The sequence below is a fragment of the Pseudalkalibacillus sp. A8 genome (genome assembly GCF_045920555.1).
Lineage (GTDB): Bacteria > Bacillota > Bacilli > Bacillales > Fictibacillaceae > Pseudalkalibacillus.
Genome location: NZ_CP174509.1, coordinates 736103 through 756221, shown reverse-complemented (window position 1 = coordinate 756221; position 20119 = coordinate 736103). Strand labels below are relative to the sequence as shown.

Here is a 20119-nt window from a genome sequence, read left to right as displayed (position 1 = left end):
ATGACTGAAAAAGGTTCACAATACGAAGGAAGAGATCGAGCACATATGGATGTCGATCGCATGATCAATGAAGGTATGGCTGGCGGAACGGTCATCAACCGGCATGATCCTGAACAAATCGATGAAAACCGTCCGCTTATAAAAGAAGAGCCGCCTGTTGAATACAAAGAGAAAAATAAACACTGATAAATACAGAGGATTAGTGGAGTGACCTGAAAGGATACCGATCTTTCAAGGTCATTTTTCCTTAGGTCACTTCCATTTTCCTTTTATCCTGATTGAATTGTTATAATGTATGTACGACTAAGCTGAAGGGATTTAAACGTTCATGTCTGAAATAAAAAAATTACAGAAGATATTCGGTAGAAAAGCGTTTGTACGAGCAACTGACGTCGAGGACCCTGAAGATTATACTTGGTACCGCACCTCCGAAGGTGAAGAGATCGGAATAGACTTGGACACCTTATCGATTGATTCAGAAAAATTGCTTGAAGTATTTCTGACCCCATTATCGGAAAGACCTATCCAAGAAGATGAAAGGCAACAAGCCTGGTATGAATTGCTTTATAATAATCGTACTCCTGATTCCAACCACGATTTTGAGCCAGGACGTTTTTTGCATTTCAGTATCCGCAGCCAGGATGTTGAACATGAGTTATTCGTCGAAGCCTTTCAAAACATGCTTTCTGAGAAGGTGGTCCCTGTTTGGAAAGATCGTTATACAGGTGTGTTCGTAGAGCCCACTTCTGAGACTTATGCTTCTATAGATCAGTTAGTTAAATTACTTGACTCCATTGAGAGTGATTTTTATATGAAATCGTACCTGTTCATCGGTTCGACGTTCACTGATTTAACAGAGGCGAAACAGCAATTCGATAAAGAATCCTCCTTTTATAAATGTATTGCCGACCATCCACAAAGCAAACGGATACATACACTTTCCAGCGTTTTTCCAATGGTCCTCCTCCATCAGTCAAAACAAGAGGATACCCGATATATATATGAGAAAATACTAAGTCATGTGGAGCCCGACCTTTTAAAAACAGTCAACACCCTGCTCGATTGTAATTTGAATCACACACTTGCAGCAAAAAAACTATTCATCCACCGGAACAGTCTCCAATATCGAATGGAAAAGTTCACCGACCTTACTGGACTGGATCCGAAGACATTCGAGGATGCGGTCACAATCTATTTACTTCTGTCCATGGAAGAGTAAGAAACCGTTTGTACAAATCGCCTAATCAATCTTTGATTTTTTGTGCATCCCTCCAATTTACGTTTCCCCCACATAGGTCTACACTTGAATGTATTAAGGAAAACGTTTTCAAGAGAGGGGCTTTATTAAATGGCAGAAATCAAATTGAAGAGTATCGTGAAGGAATACGACAAGAAAGTAATCGCAGTACAAGACTTTAACCTGAATATCAAAGATAAGGAATTCATCGTGTTCGTTGGTCCATCGGGATGTGGTAAATCAACAACACTCCGTATGATTGCTGGTTTAGAAGAAATATCGGATGGGGATCTTTATATCGGGGAAAAACGCGTGAACGATGTCGCTCCTAAGGACAGGGATATCGCGATGGTTTTCCAAAACTATGCCCTATATCCTCATATGAATGTTTATGACAATATGGCTTTCGGCTTGAAACTTCGTAAGTTTGATAAAAAAGAAATGGACAAGCGTGTAAAAGATGCTGCTCGTATTTTAGGGCTTGAAGAATATTTAGATCGTAAGCCTAAAGCACTTTCAGGTGGTCAGCGCCAGCGTGTCGCACTAGGTCGTGCAATCGTCCGTGACCCTCAAGTTTTCTTGATGGATGAGCCGCTCTCCAACTTGGATGCGAAACTCCGTGTACAAATGCGTGCGGAAATCACAAAGCTTCACCAACGCCTACAAACGACAACGATTTATGTAACACATGACCAAACCGAGGCGATGACAATGGCAACTCGAATCGTTGTCATGAAAGATGGGGTCATCCAACAACTCGGAACACCTAAGGAAGTTTATGATACACCAGAAAACGTATTCGTCGGTGGTTTCATCGGCTCTCCTTCAATGAACTTCCTGCATGGTAAGCTTCAGGACGAATCATTCGTGATGGACAATATCAAAATCAATGTTCCTGAAGGAAAGATGAAACTCTTACGTGAAAAAGGTTATGCTGGGAAAGAAGTCATCCTTGGAATCCGTCCAGAGGACATCCATGATGAACCAGTTTTCACCGAAGCCTCCACAGGTTCGAAGATTACAGCAGCGATCGATGTTGCAGAACTAATGGGTGCTGAAACCTACCTTTACTCTACGGTTGCTGGCCAAAGCTTCATTGCACGGGTTGACTCTCGTTCAGATATCCAAAACGGACAAAAGCTTGAGCTCGCTTTTGACATGAACAAATGTCATTTCTTCGATCCACAAACAGAAAGCAGAATTCGTGATTAATCTCCAACAAAAAACGATACACCATCTGAGCAATCATTGCTCGATGGTGTTTTTCGTTTGATTTTAAGGTAGGCTGGCTTCATGGTTTCACTTGAAAATGTACATACTACTTTATGATTGACTTCCCTGGTATATCTGATTAGAATATAGTTTATGAATCGTAGTTACCCTATGAATTTAATCGGGATTAAATAACATATAAGGGAGAAATATACATGAATAGGAAATATTTTTTGCTTTCACTGTTGACTTTTCTGATGCTGAGCGCCGTTACAGCATGCGGGGCATCCAACAACGATGAGGAAAGTACAGGTAACGACGAACGTGAAGTATTGAAGATCGGCACGGAGGCGACCTATCCCCCATTCAGTTATCGTGATTCTGAGTCGAATGAAGTGACTGGATATGACGTGGAGATTGCCCGTGAAGTCGCGAAGCGAATCGGTATGAAACCTGAATTCATCCCTACCGAGTGGAAGGGAATGTTCTCTTCTTTGGACTCCAAACGCTTTGATATGGTGGCCAATCAAGTGACGATTACTGACGAACGAAAAGAAAAATATGCTTTCTCTGAGCCTTATACGAAATCAGGCGGTCAGGTCATCGTCCATAAAAGCAATGATGAAATCAAAGGGATTGAAGACCTGAAAGGAAAGACCGTCGGTACGACACAAGGAAGCAATTATGCAAAAGCGGCTGAAGAAACTGGTGCTAAAATCAAATATTATAAAGGGATTGCCCAGGTGCTTGCTGACTTGAACGTCAAACGTATCGATGCAGCATTGAATGACAGACTTTTCATCCAACAAGAATTGAAGGACAGCAATTATGAAGTGAAATCTGTCGGTGATACATTCAATGAAAATGAAATGGCCTTCGCTTTCCGTAAAGACCAGGAAGACCTTATCGTAAAAGTGAATAATGCATTGCAAGAAATGAAAGAAGACGGCACCATCGCTGAAATCTCCGAAAAATATTTTGGGGAAGATGTAAGTGAATAAAGGTACCTTAGATTTGATGATTAACTCCCTCCCGTTCCTACTGGAGGGAGTTAAAATTACCGTCATGTTGAGTGTCATTGCTATCTTTGCATCTTTAGCGTTAGGGCTGGTGATCGTTTTATTCCGGATCTCGAATTCAAAGATACTTTCTGGGTTTGCTCGATTTTATGTATCTTTTTTCCGTGGGACACCATTGCTTACCCAACTTCTTGTCATCTATTTCGGATTGACATGGCTGTATGCCTTTACAGGCTGGCAAGCTGCGATTCTCGGGTTGACCCTGCACTTTAGTGCCTATATTTCCGAATCCTATCGTGCCTCTATTTTGTCTATCTCAAAAGGACAATGGGAGGCGGGTTATTCCTTAGGTATGAATACTGCTCAGGTTTTAAAAGAAATCATCCTGCCTCAGGCCTGGAGAAGATCAATCCCGCCAGTTTGGAATTCGCTGATCGACATCGTGAAAGCCTCTTCCCTTGCTTCAGTTTTAGCAGTACAAGAACTGACAGGTAGAGCTGAACAGGTTGCTGCTTCAAACTTAGAAGTTTTCTGGATCTTCCTAGAGATTTTATTTATGTATTGGGCATTGACAACCATCCTGAGTTTCATACAGACATACCTTGAGCGCAAGCTAAGGGTAAGTGCCTGAAAGAGCAATAGCGATTTGTGCTGTTGCTCTTTTTAATTAAACTCCGCTCTCCACTCATGGATCAACAGAATATTATCTGAAGCACATTGTGGGCAATAGAACACATGCGGACATTGTTTTTCCTGTTCATCCTCTGGATAACCATCTTCCATTTTCAGAGCATCGATTTCATAATATGGACTATAATCATCATAGTAGTCCATTACTCTACCGTTATCCTCCATCAGCCCTAAGCATGAAGGACATCGATATTGCGTAGCACTCAGTTGGTTACAAACAGGGCACATTGACATGTTACCTACTCCTTTAAGAAATATTATTGTAAGATTTTGTTGAAGGGTGAGGTTAATGTTGATTTTTTTAATTTCTATATTCAGAATTACAGAGTCAATTGTAAAGAAAATGTAGAAAGAAGGGATGGATCTCTCCACCCCTTCGGAAGCCAAGTATTATTATTGTTGTCTTCCACCCATTTGTGATTGAGCTTGTTGAACAAGGCGCTTAGTGATTTCTCCACCAACAGATCCGTTGGCACGAGAAGCTGTGTCAGCGCCAAGTTGTACACCAAATTCAGAAGCGATTTCAGTCTTCATTTGGTCTAATGCAGCTTGAGCACCTGGTACTACTAATTGATTTCTGTTATTGTTACGAGCCATGTATCTCACCTCCTCCTTGGTATACATAGTTTGCGTTATTGAGAATGCCTTATTCATATAATTTAATTGGAAATTATTAGACAGCTATTGACATATCACCTGGAAAATAAACGTGATACCAATAGGAAAGAAAAAACGACCAGGCACTTCGCCTGATCGCTTTAACCGATGATGACATGTTCTTTTGGATAATGATACGTTTCCTTTACAATCTTTCCTCGTATGATGAACAAGAAGGAAAGAATTCCTACACGTCCGATAAACATCAAAAGTATGATGATTACTTTTCCTGAAGTACTCAATTCAGGTGTGATCCCCATAGATAATCCCGTCGTACCAAAAGCCGAGCTTACTTCAAATATAACAGGCATTAACGGAAAAGATTCAATAACCATTAATCCAATCGTGGCGGATCCACAGATGATTATGGCTACACTGAAGACTATAAATGACTTAATAATATCCTCTTCAATTAATTCTCTTTTGAAAACCTTAATTGTTTGGTTGCCTTTTGCAAAAGTCAATATAGAAAGAATAATGATGGCAAAAGTCGTTGTTCTTACTCCACCACCAACGGAACTCGGTGAAGCCCCAATAAACATTAATCCCGATAGTAAAAGTTGAGTTGGTTCTGTATATAAACCTACATCCATCGTAGCAAGCCCGCCATTTCGAGTGGTAACGGATTGAAACAAGGAATAAAAGAATGCTTCATGCCAGGATTTATCTTTATAAAATTGATCCCATTCAATCAACCAGATGAGAACAGTTCCTATTGCAACTAGAATAAAAAACGTCGCTGTAGTCAATTTGGTAAATAACGAAAACTGATACTTTCCATTTTTAGACGACAAATACTCTTTGACTTCCAGTAAAACTGGAAATCCAATAGCACCTAAAATTAAAAGCAGTATATTGATAAATTGCACAAAATAATCATGAGCAAAAGGAATCATGGATTGTCCAGTAATATCAAATCCCGCATTGGTTGTGGCACTGACGGAAGCGAACATACCTTGTATCACTGCTTCTTGCCAAGTATCGAAATAATTTAAAAAGTAAACGCTCAATATCAAGGCTCCTATTGCTTCGATAATTAAAATTAAAGAAAGGATTTCACGCATTAATCTGACAAGCCCTGAAAGTGTTGATCGATTTTGGTCGGTCATAATCAATTGTCTTTCCCTAAGTCCAATTTTCTTCCCAGCAAGCAGCCAAATAAAGGTACCCAGGGTCATAATACCGATCCCACCAAATTGTAAAACGAATGCCAGTATGAAATAACCGAATTCATTGAACGTTTCTGCTGTATTCACAACTGTCAACCCAGTCACACTGATGGCACTTACTGCAGTGAATAATGCATCTATGAACGACCATTCTATACCGCCACGATGAGCAAATGGCAAACTAAGCAATGAAGTAGCTAAAACTACTGCGCATAGATAAAATAATATGATTAATTGTACTGAAGTTAAACGGATTCTACGTAGCCGCCGATTTCTTTTCATTTTCTAACAACCTTTTAGGAATTTTGGACTCATGACGAATCTATCGTACCTAATTTATGGGTTCCTGAAAACCCTATTTATTAAAATAGTCTTCCCCTCTTTCTGAATTGATTTATTTAATTTATTAATTTCTTATTAACACGGTAGGGATAAAGCAGTATAATATTGGTATTGTTCATAACATAAAAATACTAATACTATAAATGGTAGAAGTACGATTTTTAGGAGAAGCGAATGAAAATTTTTTTGAAATACCTCTTATTTTGTTTACCTCATCATGCACTTACTTATCTTATAGGTTCTTTTATGAAGTCTGGAATCAGTAAATATGCAATCAATACATATGCTCGGATTTATGGAATCGATATGAGCAATGTAGAAAAACCAATTCATGAATTCAAAAACCTAAATGAATTCTTCAAGAGGAAAATCAAGCTGCATGTACGGCCAGTTGATCGCCATATCGATTCATTTGTAAGCCCTGCAGATGGTACGGTTACACAAACCGGTCAGATTGAAAACGGAACGCTCATCCAGGCAAAAGGTGAATCATATACAGTAGAAGGACTTTTGAATGACCAGGAAAAAGCTCTAGGTTTTCAAAATGGTTCGTTCATGACCATTTATTTAAGTCCTAAGGATTATCACCGGGTCCATGCTCCAATCGACGGTTCTATTACGGATTATTCATACATACCCGGCCGTCTTTACCCCGTCAATAAGCTTGGGGTCAACTCGATAAAAGGAATTTTCACAAAAAATGAACGGGTGGCAACCTATTTGAATACCGGTTCAGGTCAAGTAGCAATCGTAAAAATCGGAGCCTTGATTGTAGGGAGTGTACAGCTTGCCTACCAGCAACAAGTTGAGCGAAGTCATAAAGGAAAACCACTGAAAAAGGCTTTCAAGTCAATGATTCCTATCGATAAAGCCGATGAAATAGGTCATTTTGAGTTTGGTTCGACTGTCACCCTTTTATTCGAAGAAAATCAGATTTCTCTTGAGTCATCGTTGAAAGCTGGCTCAACCATCAAAATGGGCCAAACGCTCGGCTACCGAGTGAAACGACTTGAAAGAAAGATTAATTAAAGAAAAACAAAACCGACCTGGGACATCAAATGATGCACCAGATCGGTTTTTTTATGAAGAACTCTTGATTATCTTTAAAAACAGGGATCTAACCGTAAAACTTTTCCATTTTTCTTTAAAATTTCGTATTTATCTTAAAAAAACCGTTTTATCTTTAATACGAGCAAATTATCTTGAAAATTTCCGATATAATTTAGACAGATGAACGTATAGATGATAAATCATAAGGGTGGCGATCAAATGCCGAATGTCTGGACTCACATTTACTTTGGCGAAGTTCTTTTAGAGCGAACAGGAATTCTCAAGTTGAATGATAACACCGAGCCTTATTTTAACTTTGGTACACAAGGGCCTGATCCTTTTTTCTATCATAATTTCTGGCCTTGGAGATCTACCCCTGTTACGGAAGTTGGTGATCGTATCCACCATGAACATTGTGGCGAATTTCTCATTAAGCTGATCGATTACACGAAAGACAGGCTTGATGACGAGAAATTGACTGTATTTACCACCGGCTTCATCACCCACCACATCTTAGACCGGAACACACATCCCTACATAAATTATCGATCAGGTACGGAGGGAAACCGTCATCAAAAGCTGGAAATCATCATTGATACATTAATGATGAAAAAACACAAGAATATTGAAACATGGAAGACACCCGTCTATAAAAAGCTGGCTATCGGGAAAACACTACATGAATCCATCGATACAATGCTTAAAGATACGATCAAATCCACCTTTCCTGGACTGCATGAAAAGATGCCAAACGGTTATGTACAACAATCCTACCACCATATGAAAAAGGCGTTACGTGTCCTTTTCGACCCATCAGGCTGGAAAAACAAGCTTTTAAAAGAGCGGATAGATCCCTTTTCTTATCAAAAACACATTGATGATATTGATTATCTGAATGAATCTAAAACTCCCTGGGTGCACCCTGCTCAAGCAGATGAACGTCATGAGGAATCTTTCATAGAATTATTTGAACTAACCATAGATGAAGGCACTGAAGTTTTAACTTTATTGAAAGGCTACTGGTTTGAAAATGACCTAGAGAAATATGATCAATTGAGAGAAAAGCTCGGCAATGTGTGCTATGACGTGGGGAAAGACCTATCTTTGCGCCTTGAAAACAAGCATTATGAACCCATCCTTTAAAAATCTGTAAGAGTCCTTCCAAAAGGTTCCCAACAAGCTTAGAGGACACAGGAGACCTTATATACTCAAAAACACCATATTTCAAAAATAAAGGACACCAGAGCAACTATTTGGTGTCCACTTAATTTAAAATGATTCTTGATGGACAATTCAAAAAAGGGGCGGTCCGAAAGTAAAGAATCTGACTACCCTTTATTTTCCCTACATCGTCAATTCTGATGTATAGCCCGCTTCCTTCTTCCCTTGCTCGATGTCAACCCGAGATAAGATGAAAATTCCAGCCAGGAAAAAGATCATCAATGAAACGATTCCTAGTCTGGTTGAGCCTGTCAGCTGACCGACAATCCCGAATACAAACGGGCCGAAGATGGCAGAAAATTTAGCGGATATACCGTAAAAACCGAAAAATTCAGCATGTCGATTGTCAGGGACCATGCTTCCGAATATCGAACGGCTCAGCGCCTGGGCACCTCCCTGGACGAAACCGACCATTACTGCTAACGCGTAGAAATGAGCAGCCGTTTCCATGAAATATCCCAAAAGAACGATCAATACATAAGCCCATAACGCAATATAAAGTGCTCGTTTCGCTTGCAGCCTTTTAGCAAGGTATCCGAAAAGGAATGCGAAAGGAATGCCGACAAACTGCGTGATCAACAAAGCGGCAATCAAATCATTTGAACCGATCCCAATGTCCCTTCCATATATAGTGGCCATTTTGATGATGGTCGATATGCCGTCATTGAACAACCAGAATGCGACTAAAAATAAAAGCAACTGCTTGAACTGTCTGATTTCCTTGAAAGTGGTAATCACCCTTTTGAAACCGATTTTGACATAAGAACCTTTGATGGTCGGTTGTTCATGCTTCACTTCTTTTATATTACGGAACATCGGTATAGAAAAAATGAACCACCATACGCCGACGCTGGCAAAAGAAATCTGTGTAGCAAGAAGTGTGTTTGGAATGAAAAACCAGGATGGGTTCATGATCATCATCAAGTTGATGAGCAGAAGGACTCCTCCGCCGATATAACCGAATGCATAGCCGCGTGCTGAAACACGATCGATTTCATCCCTAGAAGCGATTTCCGGTAAAAAGCCGTCGTAAAATACGTTCCCGCCAGAAAAACCGATTGTTCCAGCAATCAATAGAATCGATGCGAGTATATAGTCCCCTTCACCGACAAATCCGAGTAGGATGCTTGCTAAAATCCCCATATAAGCAAAAAATCGGAGGAACCTCATTTTGGAATTCGAATGGTCTGCAATTGCGCCTAAAATCGGTGCAAGCAATGCCACAATCAAAACTGCGATCGATTGTGAATACCCCCAATAAGCTGTAGCTGTCGTCTTATCGATGTTTTTTGCAGCGACATCATAATAGAAGATCGGCAGTACCGCTGCCATGATCGTTGTAGCGAAAGCTGAGTTGGCCCAATCATACATCGTCCATGAATACACTTCTTTTTTCTTCATATTCAACCCCCTTGTCCTTTCCTCTTCAACGAGATAACCCCTTATTAAATAATATGTTCTGTTGATTTGTAGTATCTCTTTACTTATTTCGCTTCAGTTGGTTCGTTCCCCTTTTTAAAGAGAGAATTGAAGTGCATTTACCGTTGTAGAGATAATTTTATACTTGTAGAGATAATTTTGGAGTTGTTGAGATATTTCTAAAGTTGTGGTGTTTTACCCTCTTGTTGTTGAGATAAATTGGTTGGTGGACATTCTGAATGGAAAGAAGCGATAATCGACTCTGAAATCTAAAAAGGGGACCTCCCCATTCCAATAGATGAGGGAAGTCGCCCTTATAAACAATTAAGCATCATTCTGTTTTCAAACTGCTTGTGACTCTTTGGTGCCTTGTTGCAATTGATACATTTGATAGTACTTGCCTTTAACTTCCATCAAATCATCATGTGACCCTCTCTCGACGATCCGGCCGCGGTCTAATACAAGAATCTGGTCTGCGCTTTTGATCGTAGAAAGACGGTGAGCAATGATGAATGTCGTACGCCCCTTCTTCAAGACATCCAACGCTTTCTGAATGATCGCTTCAGTCTCCGTATCGATGTTTGCTGTTGCTTCATCCAAAATCAAGATAGCTGGATTATAGGCAAGCGCCCGTGCAAAGGAAATGAGCTGTCGCTGACCAGCAGACAACGTGCTCCCCTTTTCAATCACTGGTTCATCATATCCTTTAGGAAGCTGATTGATGAACGGCTCTGCCCCGACATCGCGTAATGCTTTTTCCACTGTATCTCTCGTGATCGCCGGGTCATCCAAGCTTACATTGGAAGCGATAGTACCTGTAAAAAGGAATGGATCCTGAAGCACGATTCCCATATGCTTCCGCAGATCTTGCCGTGTCATCTTCTGGATATCTTGCCCATCAATCATAATTTTCCCATGTTCTACATCGTAAAAACGGAATAACAGATTCATGATCGAACTTTTACCGGATCCCGTATGACCGACAAGAGCAACAGTCTGCCCTTGTTCAGCTTCAAAAGAAATGTTTTTCAACACATATTCGTCCTCTTTATAAGCAAAGGTTACATCATCAAAGACGACATTCCCTTTATAGCGGGGAACTTTCGTATCAGAAACGTCTTCCCCTTCGCGATCCAACAGCCGGAATACACGCTCACCAGACACGAGTGCCTGTTCCAGGTTGGCTAGCTGGGTTACGATCCCTGTGATCGGTTGGAAAAGACGATTTAAATAGTCGACGAATGCATATAAAACACCGACGGAAACGGCAGTCGTCGCCGTCAAGGATGCACCTCCGAAATACCAGATCAACGTCACGAATGCAATGTTGCGGAGTAAGTTCACGAGGTTGTGGGACATCAATGCATCCAGATTCAAAAGCTTGTTACGATAACTGAAATACTCTTCATTTATCTTTTCGAATTCATCTGTTGTCTGCTTTTGGCGGCGGAATGCTTGGATGATGGTCATCCCCTGGATGGACTCATTGATCATCGCATTCAAATCACTCAAGCGCTGACGGATGAGATAGTTGTATTTTGACGCATATTTACGGTACATGATGATCCAGATGAACATGATTGGAATGATGACAGAACAGATCATCGCCAACCGTACATCAAGGAAAAACAATGCTGTCAAAATTCCGAGGATGTAAATGATTCCGGTAAAGAACTGAGCAAGCACTGTTACATATAACTCACGGATTGCCTCAGTATCATTCGTAATCCTCGAAACGACTTTTCCGGCTGGCAAGTTATCAAAATAATTGACTGGCAGCCGTTGAATCTGTCCGAACACATCGGTTCTCATGTTCTGTATGATCCGGTTCGCCGATTTCTGCAGGAGATACTTCTGCCAATATGTGAAGATAGCTGAAACCACAAGCAATCCCATATAAAAAGCACTCAAATAGATCAGCCATTTCACTTCTGGACGATAAAAGGCGAGCAGTTGATCGGACGATAATTCTTCGGCTTCATAAACCGCCTTCTGATCTCCTTTCTCGATTATGATTGAACTACCTTCAACTGAACGGTTCCCGTCAAAATCGATCGGTTCATTGATAAAATAGTAGTCTCGCTTCACCTGGAGGATCCGGGCTTCCGGGTATTCTGATGCATCTTCTTCAAAATATTCCGTCCGAATATAGTGGTTCCCTTTGTATTCGACAGTCTCCTCCATAGGACTTTCCACCTGTATCCATGGCTTTTCAATGCCGAGGATATGGTTATCGATCATTTTCTTCGCGATGAATGGTCCTGTCAGTTCTGCACTGACAGCCACTGTCAACATCGCCAAAGCTATAATGATCATTTTCTTATATCGTAATGCGTATTGAAATAATCTTTTGCCCACGCTCATTTTGTTACACCACACCTTCTGAGAGGCCGTCTTCTAATTGCTGTCTTTCATACTGTTCTTTATACCAGCCTCCGGTTTTCAATAAGTCTTCATGTGTTCCTTCTTCAATGACACAGCCCTCATCCATAACAAGGATCCAATCCGCGTGTTGGACTGCAGACAGGCGATGTGTCGTAATGAACGTCGTCTTCCCGGATCGTTCATTTCGGATACTTTCAATGATTTTAGCTTCTGTTTTCCCATCAACCGCTGACATCGCGTCATCTAGCAGAAGGATGTCTGGATTGACGAGCAATGCACGCGCAATCGAAATACGCTGTTTCTGTCCTCCAGAGAGCGCGACACCTTTCTCACCGACCAACGTTTTCATGCCTTGTGGCAGATTGTCGATGTCGTTGGTGAGCGACGATAGATCGACGACTTCCTTCAAGCGTTTTTGAGAAGTCTCCGTGAGCCCGAACTGGATATTCTCTTTTACAGATCTGGAAAAGAGAACTTGCTGCTGTGGAACATATCCCATCCAGCTCTGAATCTGTGAAATTGGAATTTTGTCAATCGGGACACCAGAAATAGAAATCTTCCCGTCTCCTAACGGATATTCACGTAACAGCTGCTTGATCAAGGTCGTCTTTCCGCTACCAGTTTTTCCGACAATCCCCAGTGTCTGCCCCTGTTTCAATGTGAAGGATACATCTTTCAAGTTATCAACTTGAGAACTTGGATATCGGAAGGTGACATTTTCAAACTTGATTTCGCTAGCTTCAGAGATCACCTTGACTCCGTCACCATCTTTAACATCTGGTTCATAATCAAGGGTATTGTTGACTCGATCCAGGGATGCATTGCCCCGTTGCATGATATTGATCAGTTCACCGATCGCAAACATCGGCCAGATCAACATTCCAAGATAGACGTTGAAGGAAACTAGCTCTCCTAACGTGATCGTTTTGTGGAATACGAGGAATGCCCCATATCCTAATCCAATCAGATAACTGACACCGACAAGCACTTTGATTGTCGGCTCGAATAGGGAATCGATACGTGCCACTGAAACGTTCTTTTTATAAACATCATCTGCAAGGTTTTCAAAGCGTTTGTGGTCTGCTTTCTCCTGGACATAAGCCCTGATGACACGAACACCTGATACGGACTCAAGAACCTGGTCATTGAGCTCACCAAATGAATCTTGGGCAGTTGTAAACCGTTTATGCATAAGCTTTCCGTAACGGTTCATAAGGATTGCCATGATCGGAAGCGGAAGCAATGCTGCAAGCGTCAGCTTCCAACTGATCAAGAAGCCCATTACGAAAAGGATCGTGATCAAAAAAAACGTTGAATCAATCAATGTTAAAATTCCGAATCCAGCTGTCATTGAAATCGCTTTAAGGTCGTTTGTCGCTCTCGCCATCAAATCCCCTGTACGATATTTCTCATAAAAGGTCGGAGTCATTTTCAACAAATGACGCATGAAGCTTGAGCGCATCGTACGCTCGACTAAAAATGCTCCTCCGAACAGCTGATACATCCATATGTAACAAAGGATGTAGTTGACCACCATAAGCGCTAGATAGAAACCGACGAACTGAAATAATCGTTCTGCCGTCAATGACCCGATCGTCATTTCATCAATCGCCATTCCAATCAGCTTTGGCGGTACAACCTCGATCAAGTTGACGATCTGAAGCAATACGATTGCGATCGTATAACGCTTCCAATGTCTTTTAAAAAACCATCCTAGTTTGATTAGTACTGAAAACATGCTTTATCCCCTCTCCTGCCTTTGGTTTTTCCGTTGAATTGTCAGCCGCCTTCAATCCGATCCAGCAGCCTTGTTTGGTATTGATTTTTCACTTTCATCTTCATTTCTCCCTTCGGATTTTGAACATATATAAGAAAGTCTGGCTGGGCCAAACTATTCTCCAAATCCCCTAAAAGAAAAAAAGAAGTATGCCGCACGTTCGCGACATACTTCTTCCCTGGAAAACGGAACAGAAATATAAAAGCTCACGCCGAAAAATTGGGCGCAAGCTGATCAGACACACTAATATGAATGAAAAGGTGTTTATCGGTTCACGCCACACATTATAAAGTTGTTTGAGAAAGACACGACAATTCCTTTGTTCTTGCCTTTGATCAAATCGATATATTTCTGCATGACGCTAACCTCCTTTTCTTTTTTTTATAGTTTTATCTAAGTACTGTAAAATTTTATACCAACCGTTTCCATTTGGCAATAGACTTTTGGCTATTTTTCAAATTATTTTACAATTCTATGATTCCTGCGAAATTCACAGCAACGAATTTCAACTAAGCATTTTATTTTTTCACCCAATATTCACTGCCGTCCTTATTACGATCCAAGAATCCATATTCGATGAGATAACGTCTGACAGTAATATAGTCATCAATGATCGGTTTCAGCACTTCATTGACTTCCTTTGTAGGTTCTTTCAGGATCGAACTTTCGAATAATATGCTGGAGTACAATGATTTTCCGCTTCTCTTTACTTGGAAACTGACTAAGAGGTCCATCGGGTCCCTTTTTAAAATAAGTAGACATCACCTTTTCTCGTTCCTTTGTCGTAATCGCGTACCGTTCATCCACTTGCGTCGCCCCCTTATGAATTTGGACAAGGTCATCCTTTTGATCCGGTTTCTTCAAAAGCTCCATGATCGCTAGGAAAACTTTTGCTTGATTTTCTTTTTCTTTCAGCTTGAACCGATGTGTACGAATTGTTGATGTACTTCCCACATCAAGATGTTTGGCAATTTCCTTATCTGTTTGACCACTCTTAAAGCTCATCAGGATCTTCCGTTGAACGTCTGTCAGCCCTGTATACTTTTTGTTCATACTTAACAAGTAATCGAGCATCGAGCCATGTTCATCAACGATATGCTGTTTGATTACACGTCCTGCCTCCATGAAAAGCCCTTCAGTCCAGGGATAGATCAAGCCCTTTTGAAAACTCTTGCCGCATATGAGGCAGGTAAATACTTCTCTTTCACCACCAAATATAAATCCTTCTTTCAATTCCTCTATATTGGCATTCCAGAAAAGATCTGGATCACTCATTTTGTAAACACTCCTAATGCAATTATCAATTAATAAGCTAACGACAGCAACCCGATTTCCAGGTATGTATTCTTGGAGTTGCTTGACTTAGTCCGAAAGTTGCTCGATCATACCTGAATGTTGCTCGACCTCATAAGTTTATCGGTGATACGTAAAGTCCTGGTGGTCTGCTAAAATGAAAAACCGCCCCGAAGGACGGATTTTATGTCATATATTCCGTTTATGCACTGCTTTCCCATCGTAAGTGAAGACGACTCCTTTGTTCTCTACTTTGGTTTCCAAGTGTACTGATCTTCCCCATATTTGATAGATATAAGGAAGAACTTTCTCAAGATATTTCAAATCGAGTTCCATATCCTCAAAATGATGGACGAGAAAGAGCTCTCCGTTTTTTAAATAATCCCCATCATTGACCGTAATATATGGGAATCCACCGTTAACTCTGCTGGTGACGAGTTGATCACGGACCTCTTCCCACATTTTTGTCGTGATTCTGTAGTCTTTGCCCTGCTTCTGGAAGAGATATAGATCCTCCCTGTTGCATAGATCCTTCGTCAAATAATTGCGGATGAACGAAATATCAGACTCGATTTCACGTACTTCAAATATCTTCTCTCTTCCGCTTCCTTTCTCAACACCTTGCTTTTGCAACTCTTCTGAAGGATTATTGTAGGTTTCCTCGATATCCTCGAAAATCTTCAACCCTAGGTAATACGGATTAATCGAAGTCCGGGACGGTTGCACAACACCTGCATTCAGCTTCGCAAATTCGACGACTTCATCCGATGTCAGGTCCATCTCTCGTAAAATACGTGCATGCCAGAAGGAAGCCCAGCCTTCGTTCATGATCTTCGTCTCCAGCTGTGGCCAGAAATACAACATTTCCTCTCTCATCATTGAGAGGATATCCCTTTGCCAATCCTCCAACTCACGGCTGTATTCTTCAATAAACATCAACAGATCTTTCTCAGGTTGAGGCGGGATCTTCCGTTTCTTATTCGATTTTTTCTTTTCTTTTTTATCGTTAGGATCCATTTCCCACAAATCATCATAAGGGGTCGGTTTTCTTTCAAGTTCTTCCTCTTCATCCTTCCAATTGTAATTGAGCTTCGGCCTCATGATGGAAGGATCGATATGCTCCTGGATACTTAGGACTGCGTCAAGGAAACTCTCGACCTCTTTTTTTCCATGAAGGTGCTCGTAGTTTGCAATTCGCTCGGCTGTAGACGTCATGCTTTCGACCATATCCCGCCGAGTATTCGTGAATCGGATATTGTTCTTGAAAAAGTCACAGTGGGCGAGCACATGCGCGATGATCAGTTTGTTCTGAATCAATGTATTGCTGTCCAACAGGAACGCATAACATGGGTCAGAGTTGATGACCAGTTCATAAATCTTGCTTAAGCCAAGATCATATTGAAGTTTCATTTTATGGAATTGCTTACCGAAGCTCCAATGGGAAAAACGAGTAGGCATTCCGTAAGCACCAAATGTATAGATGATATCAGACGGACAAATTTCATAACGCATCTGGTAAAAATCAAGCCCGAATCCCTCAGCGATTTCTGTGATCTCGTGAATGGCGTTAATTAACTCCTTATGTTCCTCAATGCTCATCCCAGTCCCTCCTAAAAAAGGATTCTATAAGACAATGTATGTCGTAAATCCCTTTTCATGAACAGGAGAGTGAATTCGTCATCCCGGAAAATTAGTAGGTTGAAGAAGCTGTCCAGTGGTCATGATTTCAGCGAATTCTTCATGAAGATTCACAATCGTCATTTGGTGGATATCTTCAGCAAGATGAAGCTTTCCATCCGGACCTTTTCGATCGAATGTCGCACAGGCATCTTCCACCAGAATTGGATTAAAACCGTAGTTCCCTGCCATCCTCGTCGTCGTTTCTACACAATGATTTGTTGTAAGCCCTGAGATGGCGACATTTTTACAATCGAGTTCGGTTATCCGCTGATGTAAGTCTGTTCCGATAAAAGCACTATTCACCTTTTTCCGGATGGTCACTTCATCACTTTTTGGGCTGCAATTTCCCTTGAATTCAACACCTTCTCCCTTAATATAAAATAAAGAAGCAGGATTGTCTGAAACATGTTGGACAAAAAAAATCGGCCGCGAATGCTTTCTCCAATACCTGATCAAATCAGCAATATTCTCTTCAGCATCATGGTTGTTCCTCTTTCCCCAACTAGGATGGAAAAATGCTTTTTGCACATCGATAACAATTAACGGTGTACTTTTATCTATATTCAATGTCAAACCTCCTCTGAAGTAACTACAGTTTTTATTTCTTCATTATTTTAATAGTCCCTTCTTCTTCCTACTAAAGTTAAATAAGCGGAAAATTCAAAATAAACAGTTAAATATGATTTGATAGGATTTCAGCTTCCAAATAATACCCTGTGCCGAGATTATTTATCCTTAGAACGGATTTGAATCATATAAAAGTCAATGTAACCGCTTACCTGGACTTTTTCGCCAATATACAACCTATTTGATGTGAGCTGTTGAATTAATTTTCGTGAGTGTTACGATAAAAAACGTTAATTATTGGACGGAAAAAGGAGAGTGGTTACTTTGATGACACAACGTGTCGCCTTTTTAGGCGCTGGTAATATGGCTGAAGCAATGATCTCAGGAATCGTGGAATCCGGAAAATATGCACCAGAACAAATCATTGCGTCCAACCGTAGTAACCAAGAACGTTTAACTAAAATCAAAACGAAATATGGAATTGAAGCAGTAACAAAAGATCAATTGGATTTCAGTAAGATAGATGTATTCATTCTTGCCATGAAACCGAAAGATATTGAATCAGTTTTAGCCGATTTAAAATACCGCTTACGGCCAGATCAGTTGTTAATCTCAGTATTAGCTGGAATTTCTACCTCTTATATGGAAGAAAACTTGAATGAAGGCCAACAGGTCATTCGAGTGATGCCGAACACCTCAAGCATGTTGGGAGAATCCGCAACAGCCATCTGTCCGGGTAAACACGTATCTATGGATCAAGTATTATTGACGATAGAATTGATGAACTGTATCGGAGAAGCTTACATCATTGAAGAAAGACAGATGGATATCTTCACAGGTATTGCAGGCAGCGGACCAGCTTACTTCTATAACTTGATGGAACACATGGAACAGGCAGGATACGAGGGTGGATTGGATCGTGAGTTGGCCAGGAAAATCGGAGCTCAAACAATCAGAGGTGCAGCGCAGATGATGATTGAACGGGAAGAAACACCTGCACAGCTGAGAAAGAACGTCACTTCACCAAACGGAACGACTGCTGCTGGATTAGAAGCACTGGCTGAACATGGTGGGGGAAAGGCAATCGCTGAAGCAGTAAAAGGAGCTGCTTCTCGCTCTAAAGAACTGCGCGAAGAACTAGAAAAAGTATTTGCAGAACAGAAATAATCGAGAAATACAAATACAAAAGAGCTAAAGAAGATATGGAGTGATGGAGAAACCAGTTATGGATAAAAAACGAATTGTAATCAAAATTGGAAGTAGTTCACTAACTAGTTTACACGGAGAGCTTAGCCGTAGAAAAATAGAAAAGATAGTAGATGAAGTCGTACGATTGAAAGATGATGGTCATGAGGTCTTGCTCGTATCCTCTGGAGCAGTTGCTGCTGGCTATCGTAAGCTCGGGTTCATCTCCCGCCCAGAGTCCCTGCCGGAAAAACAAGCAGCAGCATCAATCGGGCAAGGACTTTTGATTGAAACTTACTCTGACCTGTTTATCTCCCATGGATATGTAGGTTCCCAAATCTTGATTACACGTGATGATTTTAAATATGAAACACGATATAACAATGCACGAAGCACATTGACTGTACTATTAGAAAGAGGCATCATCCCGATCGTGAACGAAAATGATACAATTACGATGGATTTTCTCAAGTTCGGTGATAACGATACATTGTCAGCTAAAGTCGCTGGACTTGTGAATGCAGACCAACTCATCATCTTATCTGATATCGATGGTCTATTCGATGACGACCCACGCAAGAACGAAAATGCTCAGCTTCTCGATCAGGTTCACGCAATCACTCCTGAAATCGAAGCTGCAGCTGGAGACCCTGGAAGTTGCGTCGGCACAGGAGGAATGAAATCGAAAATCGATGCTTTCAAAATTTCACTTGCTTCAGGTATTCCTGCATTTTTAGGAAAAGCCAATACCGGCAATATCATTTATGATGCAGTAAATCGTGAAGCTAAAGGCACGTATTTCGAACCGAAGGAAGACATTGAAAACTTGAATCAGAAGAAACAATGGATCGCCTTCAATTCAGGTCCTGAAGGTGAAGTCACGATCGATGATCAAGTGAAAGTTTCAATTCAAGAAGGAAATACAAGCCTTGCACCTACTGATTTGCATAGTGTAAAAGGACGATTCGATAAAGGGGCTGTCGTCCGTATAATGGACTTGAACGGTGAAAAAATCGGGCTAGGTGTAATGAAATACTCCTCTAAAGAGTTGAAGAAAGTCATAGATAACAAAGTGGAAGATCAACTGAAAAACTACAAGGTCGCTGCAGTGGAAAGCGAAGACTTGGTCTGTCACCTGAATGCTGCAGTACCTGTAGGAGTCTAAATAGATTATAATTTATATAGATGTGTGGCCGGAGATCCGGTCTCCCCGCTA

Annotated in this window: 18 protein-coding genes and 1 pseudogene; 9 read left to right on the top strand and 10 right to left on the bottom strand. The window is 40.9% G+C overall.

Features of this window, described 5'->3' with window-relative positions; all coding sequences use genetic code 11:
* The 5 genes from ACJROX_RS04035 (at position 1) to ACJROX_RS04015 (ending at position 4099) form a co-directional block, all read left to right on the top strand.
* Positions 1–186 (top strand): hypothetical protein, encoded by a 186-nt coding sequence (locus ACJROX_RS04035; RefSeq protein WP_408009479.1) that lies wholly within the window; start codon positions 1–3, stop codon positions 184–186.
* Between the two features lie 142 nt (positions 187–328).
* The gene (locus ACJROX_RS04030) at positions 329–1219 is read left to right on the top strand and encodes a PucR family transcriptional regulator (RefSeq protein WP_408009478.1); all 891 of its coding nucleotides are present in this window, start codon (positions 329–331) and stop codon (positions 1217–1219) included.
* 129 nt (positions 1220–1348) lie between these two features.
* Positions 1349–2449: an ABC transporter ATP-binding protein gene (locus tag ACJROX_RS04025; RefSeq protein WP_408009477.1), complete on the top strand. Its 1101-nt coding sequence runs from the start codon at positions 1349–1351 to the stop codon at positions 2447–2449.
* 215 nt (positions 2450–2664) lie between these two features.
* On the top strand, positions 2665–3450 hold the full coding sequence (locus ACJROX_RS04020) for a transporter substrate-binding domain-containing protein (protein ID WP_408009476.1): 786 nt from the start codon (positions 2665–2667) through the stop codon (positions 3448–3450).
* Positions 3443–4099 carry an amino acid ABC transporter permease gene (locus ACJROX_RS04015; RefSeq protein WP_408009475.1) on the top strand — a complete coding sequence of 219 codons (657 nt, stop codon included), beginning with the start codon at positions 3443–3445 and terminating at the stop codon, positions 4097–4099. The genes ACJROX_RS04020 and ACJROX_RS04015 overlap by 8 nt, the downstream gene beginning before the upstream one ends.
* 32 nt (positions 4100–4131) lie before the next feature.
* Here the strand turns inward: ACJROX_RS04015 and ACJROX_RS04010 are convergent, their stop codons facing one another.
* The 3 genes from ACJROX_RS04010 to ACJROX_RS04000 all read right to left on the bottom strand — a co-directional run bounded on the left by ACJROX_RS04010 (position 4132) and on the right by ACJROX_RS04000 (position 6266).
* Positions 4132–4392 carry a hypothetical protein gene (locus tag ACJROX_RS04010; protein WP_408009474.1) on the bottom strand — a complete coding sequence of 87 codons (261 nt, stop codon included), beginning with the start codon at positions 4390–4392 and terminating at the stop codon, positions 4132–4134.
* A 159-nt stretch (positions 4393–4551) separates the two neighbouring features.
* Entirely contained in the window at positions 4552–4755 is a 204-nt protein-coding gene (locus ACJROX_RS04005) for a small, acid-soluble spore protein, alpha/beta type (protein ID WP_408009473.1), read from the bottom strand.
* 161 nt (positions 4756–4916) lie between these two features.
* On the bottom strand, positions 4917–6266 hold the full coding sequence (locus ACJROX_RS04000) for a TrkH family potassium uptake protein (RefSeq protein WP_408009472.1): 1350 nt from the start codon (positions 6264–6266) through the stop codon (positions 4917–4919).
* A gap of 234 nt (positions 6267–6500) precedes the next feature.
* Here ACJROX_RS04000 and asd point away from each other — a divergent pair, with 234 nt between their 5' ends.
* A complete protein-coding gene (gene asd / locus ACJROX_RS03995) occupies positions 6501–7355 on the top strand; it encodes an archaetidylserine decarboxylase (RefSeq protein ID WP_408009471.1) in 855 nt (284 codons plus the stop codon).
* A gap of 240 nt (positions 7356–7595) precedes the next feature.
* Positions 7596–8519, top strand: coding sequence for a zinc dependent phospholipase C family protein (locus tag ACJROX_RS03990; protein ID WP_408009470.1), 924 nt, complete (start codon positions 7596–7598; stop codon positions 8517–8519).
* A gap of 201 nt (positions 8520–8720) precedes the next feature.
* Here ACJROX_RS03990 and ACJROX_RS03985 read toward each other — a convergent pair whose 3' ends face one another.
* The 7 genes and pseudogenes from ACJROX_RS03985 to ACJROX_RS03955 all read right to left on the bottom strand — a co-directional run bounded on the left by ACJROX_RS03985 (position 8721) and on the right by ACJROX_RS03955 (position 17712).
* Positions 8721–9998 (bottom strand): MFS transporter, encoded by a 1278-nt coding sequence (locus ACJROX_RS03985; protein ID WP_408009469.1) that lies wholly within the window; start codon positions 9996–9998, stop codon positions 8721–8723.
* Positions 9999–10358: 360 nt separating this feature from the next.
* Positions 10359–12380 carry an ABC transporter ATP-binding protein gene (locus ACJROX_RS03980; RefSeq protein ID WP_408009468.1) on the bottom strand — a complete coding sequence of 674 codons (2022 nt, stop codon included), beginning with the start codon at positions 12378–12380 and terminating at the stop codon, positions 10359–10361.
* A 4-nt stretch (positions 12381–12384) separates the two neighbouring features.
* Complete coding sequence (locus ACJROX_RS03975) at positions 12385–14139, bottom strand: ABC transporter ATP-binding protein (RefSeq protein WP_408009467.1); 1755 nt, start codon at positions 14137–14139, stop codon at positions 12385–12387.
* A gap of 41 nt (positions 14140–14180) precedes the next feature.
* The gene (locus ACJROX_RS03970) at positions 14181–14303 is read right to left on the bottom strand and encodes a hypothetical protein (protein WP_408009466.1); all 123 of its coding nucleotides are present in this window, start codon (positions 14301–14303) and stop codon (positions 14181–14183) included.
* Positions 14304–14696: 393 nt separating this feature from the next.
* Positions 14697–15453: pseudogene (locus ACJROX_RS03965) on the bottom strand (DUF2087 domain-containing protein).
* Between the two features lie 207 nt (positions 15454–15660).
* Positions 15661–17070, bottom strand: coding sequence for a SpoVR family protein (locus ACJROX_RS03960; RefSeq protein ID WP_408009465.1), 1410 nt, complete (start codon positions 17068–17070; stop codon positions 15661–15663).
* A gap of 78 nt (positions 17071–17148) precedes the next feature.
* A complete protein-coding gene (locus ACJROX_RS03955; protein WP_408011570.1) occupies positions 17149–17712 on the bottom strand; it encodes a cysteine hydrolase family protein in 564 nt (187 codons plus the stop codon).
* Between the two features lie 333 nt (positions 17713–18045).
* Between ACJROX_RS03955 and proC the strand changes: the two genes are divergently transcribed.
* On the top strand, positions 18046–18885 hold the full coding sequence (proC, locus tag ACJROX_RS03950; protein ID WP_408009464.1) for a pyrroline-5-carboxylate reductase: 840 nt from the start codon (positions 18046–18048) through the stop codon (positions 18883–18885).
* A gap of 58 nt (positions 18886–18943) precedes the next feature.
* On the top strand, positions 18944–20068 hold the full coding sequence (proB, locus tag ACJROX_RS03945) for a glutamate 5-kinase (RefSeq protein WP_408009463.1): 1125 nt from the start codon (positions 18944–18946) through the stop codon (positions 20066–20068).
* Positions 20069–20119 lie beyond the last annotated feature (51 nt).

What these genes read in the sequence shown, in the direction of transcription:
- ACJROX_RS04000 (WP_408009472.1), bottom strand. Translation starts at nt 6,266, where the DNA reads ATGAAAAGAAATCGGCGGCTACGTAGAATCCGTTTAACTTCAGTACAA.
- ACJROX_RS03990 (WP_408009470.1), top strand. Translation starts at nt 7,596, where the DNA reads ATGCCGAATGTCTGGACTCACATTTACTTTGGCGAAGTTCTTTTAGAG.
- asd (WP_408009471.1), top strand. Translation starts at nt 6,501, where the DNA reads ATGAAAATTTTTTTGAAATACCTCTTATTTTGTTTACCTCATCATGCA.
- ACJROX_RS04035 (WP_408009479.1), top strand. Translation starts at nt 1, where the DNA reads ATGACTGAAAAAGGTTCACAATACGAAGGAAGAGATCGAGCACATATG.
- ACJROX_RS03980 (WP_408009468.1), bottom strand. Translation starts at nt 12,380, where the DNA reads ATGAGCGTGGGCAAAAGATTATTTCAATACGCATTACGATATAAGAAA.
- ACJROX_RS04020 (WP_408009476.1), top strand. Translation starts at nt 2,665, where the DNA reads ATGAATAGGAAATATTTTTTGCTTTCACTGTTGACTTTTCTGATGCTG.
- ACJROX_RS04005 (WP_408009473.1), bottom strand. Translation starts at nt 4,755, where the DNA reads ATGGCTCGTAACAATAACAGAAATCAATTAGTAGTACCAGGTGCTCAA.
- ACJROX_RS03985 (WP_408009469.1), bottom strand. Translation starts at nt 9,998, where the DNA reads ATGAAGAAAAAAGAAGTGTATTCATGGACGATGTATGATTGGGCCAAC.
- proC (WP_408009464.1), top strand. Translation starts at nt 18,046, where the DNA reads ATGACACAACGTGTCGCCTTTTTAGGCGCTGGTAATATGGCTGAAGCA.
- ACJROX_RS04010 (WP_408009474.1), bottom strand. Translation starts at nt 4,392, where the DNA reads ATGTCAATGTGCCCTGTTTGTAACCAACTGAGTGCTACGCAATATCGA.
- ACJROX_RS04030 (WP_408009478.1), top strand. Translation starts at nt 329, where the DNA reads ATGTCTGAAATAAAAAAATTACAGAAGATATTCGGTAGAAAAGCGTTT.
- ACJROX_RS04025 (WP_408009477.1), top strand. Translation starts at nt 1,349, where the DNA reads ATGGCAGAAATCAAATTGAAGAGTATCGTGAAGGAATACGACAAGAAA.
- proB (WP_408009463.1), top strand. Translation starts at nt 18,944, where the DNA reads ATGGATAAAAAACGAATTGTAATCAAAATTGGAAGTAGTTCACTAACT.
- ACJROX_RS03960 (WP_408009465.1), bottom strand. Translation starts at nt 17,070, where the DNA reads ATGAGCATTGAGGAACATAAGGAGTTAATTAACGCCATTCACGAGATC.
- ACJROX_RS03975 (WP_408009467.1), bottom strand. Translation starts at nt 14,139, where the DNA reads ATGTTTTCAGTACTAATCAAACTAGGATGGTTTTTTAAAAGACATTGG.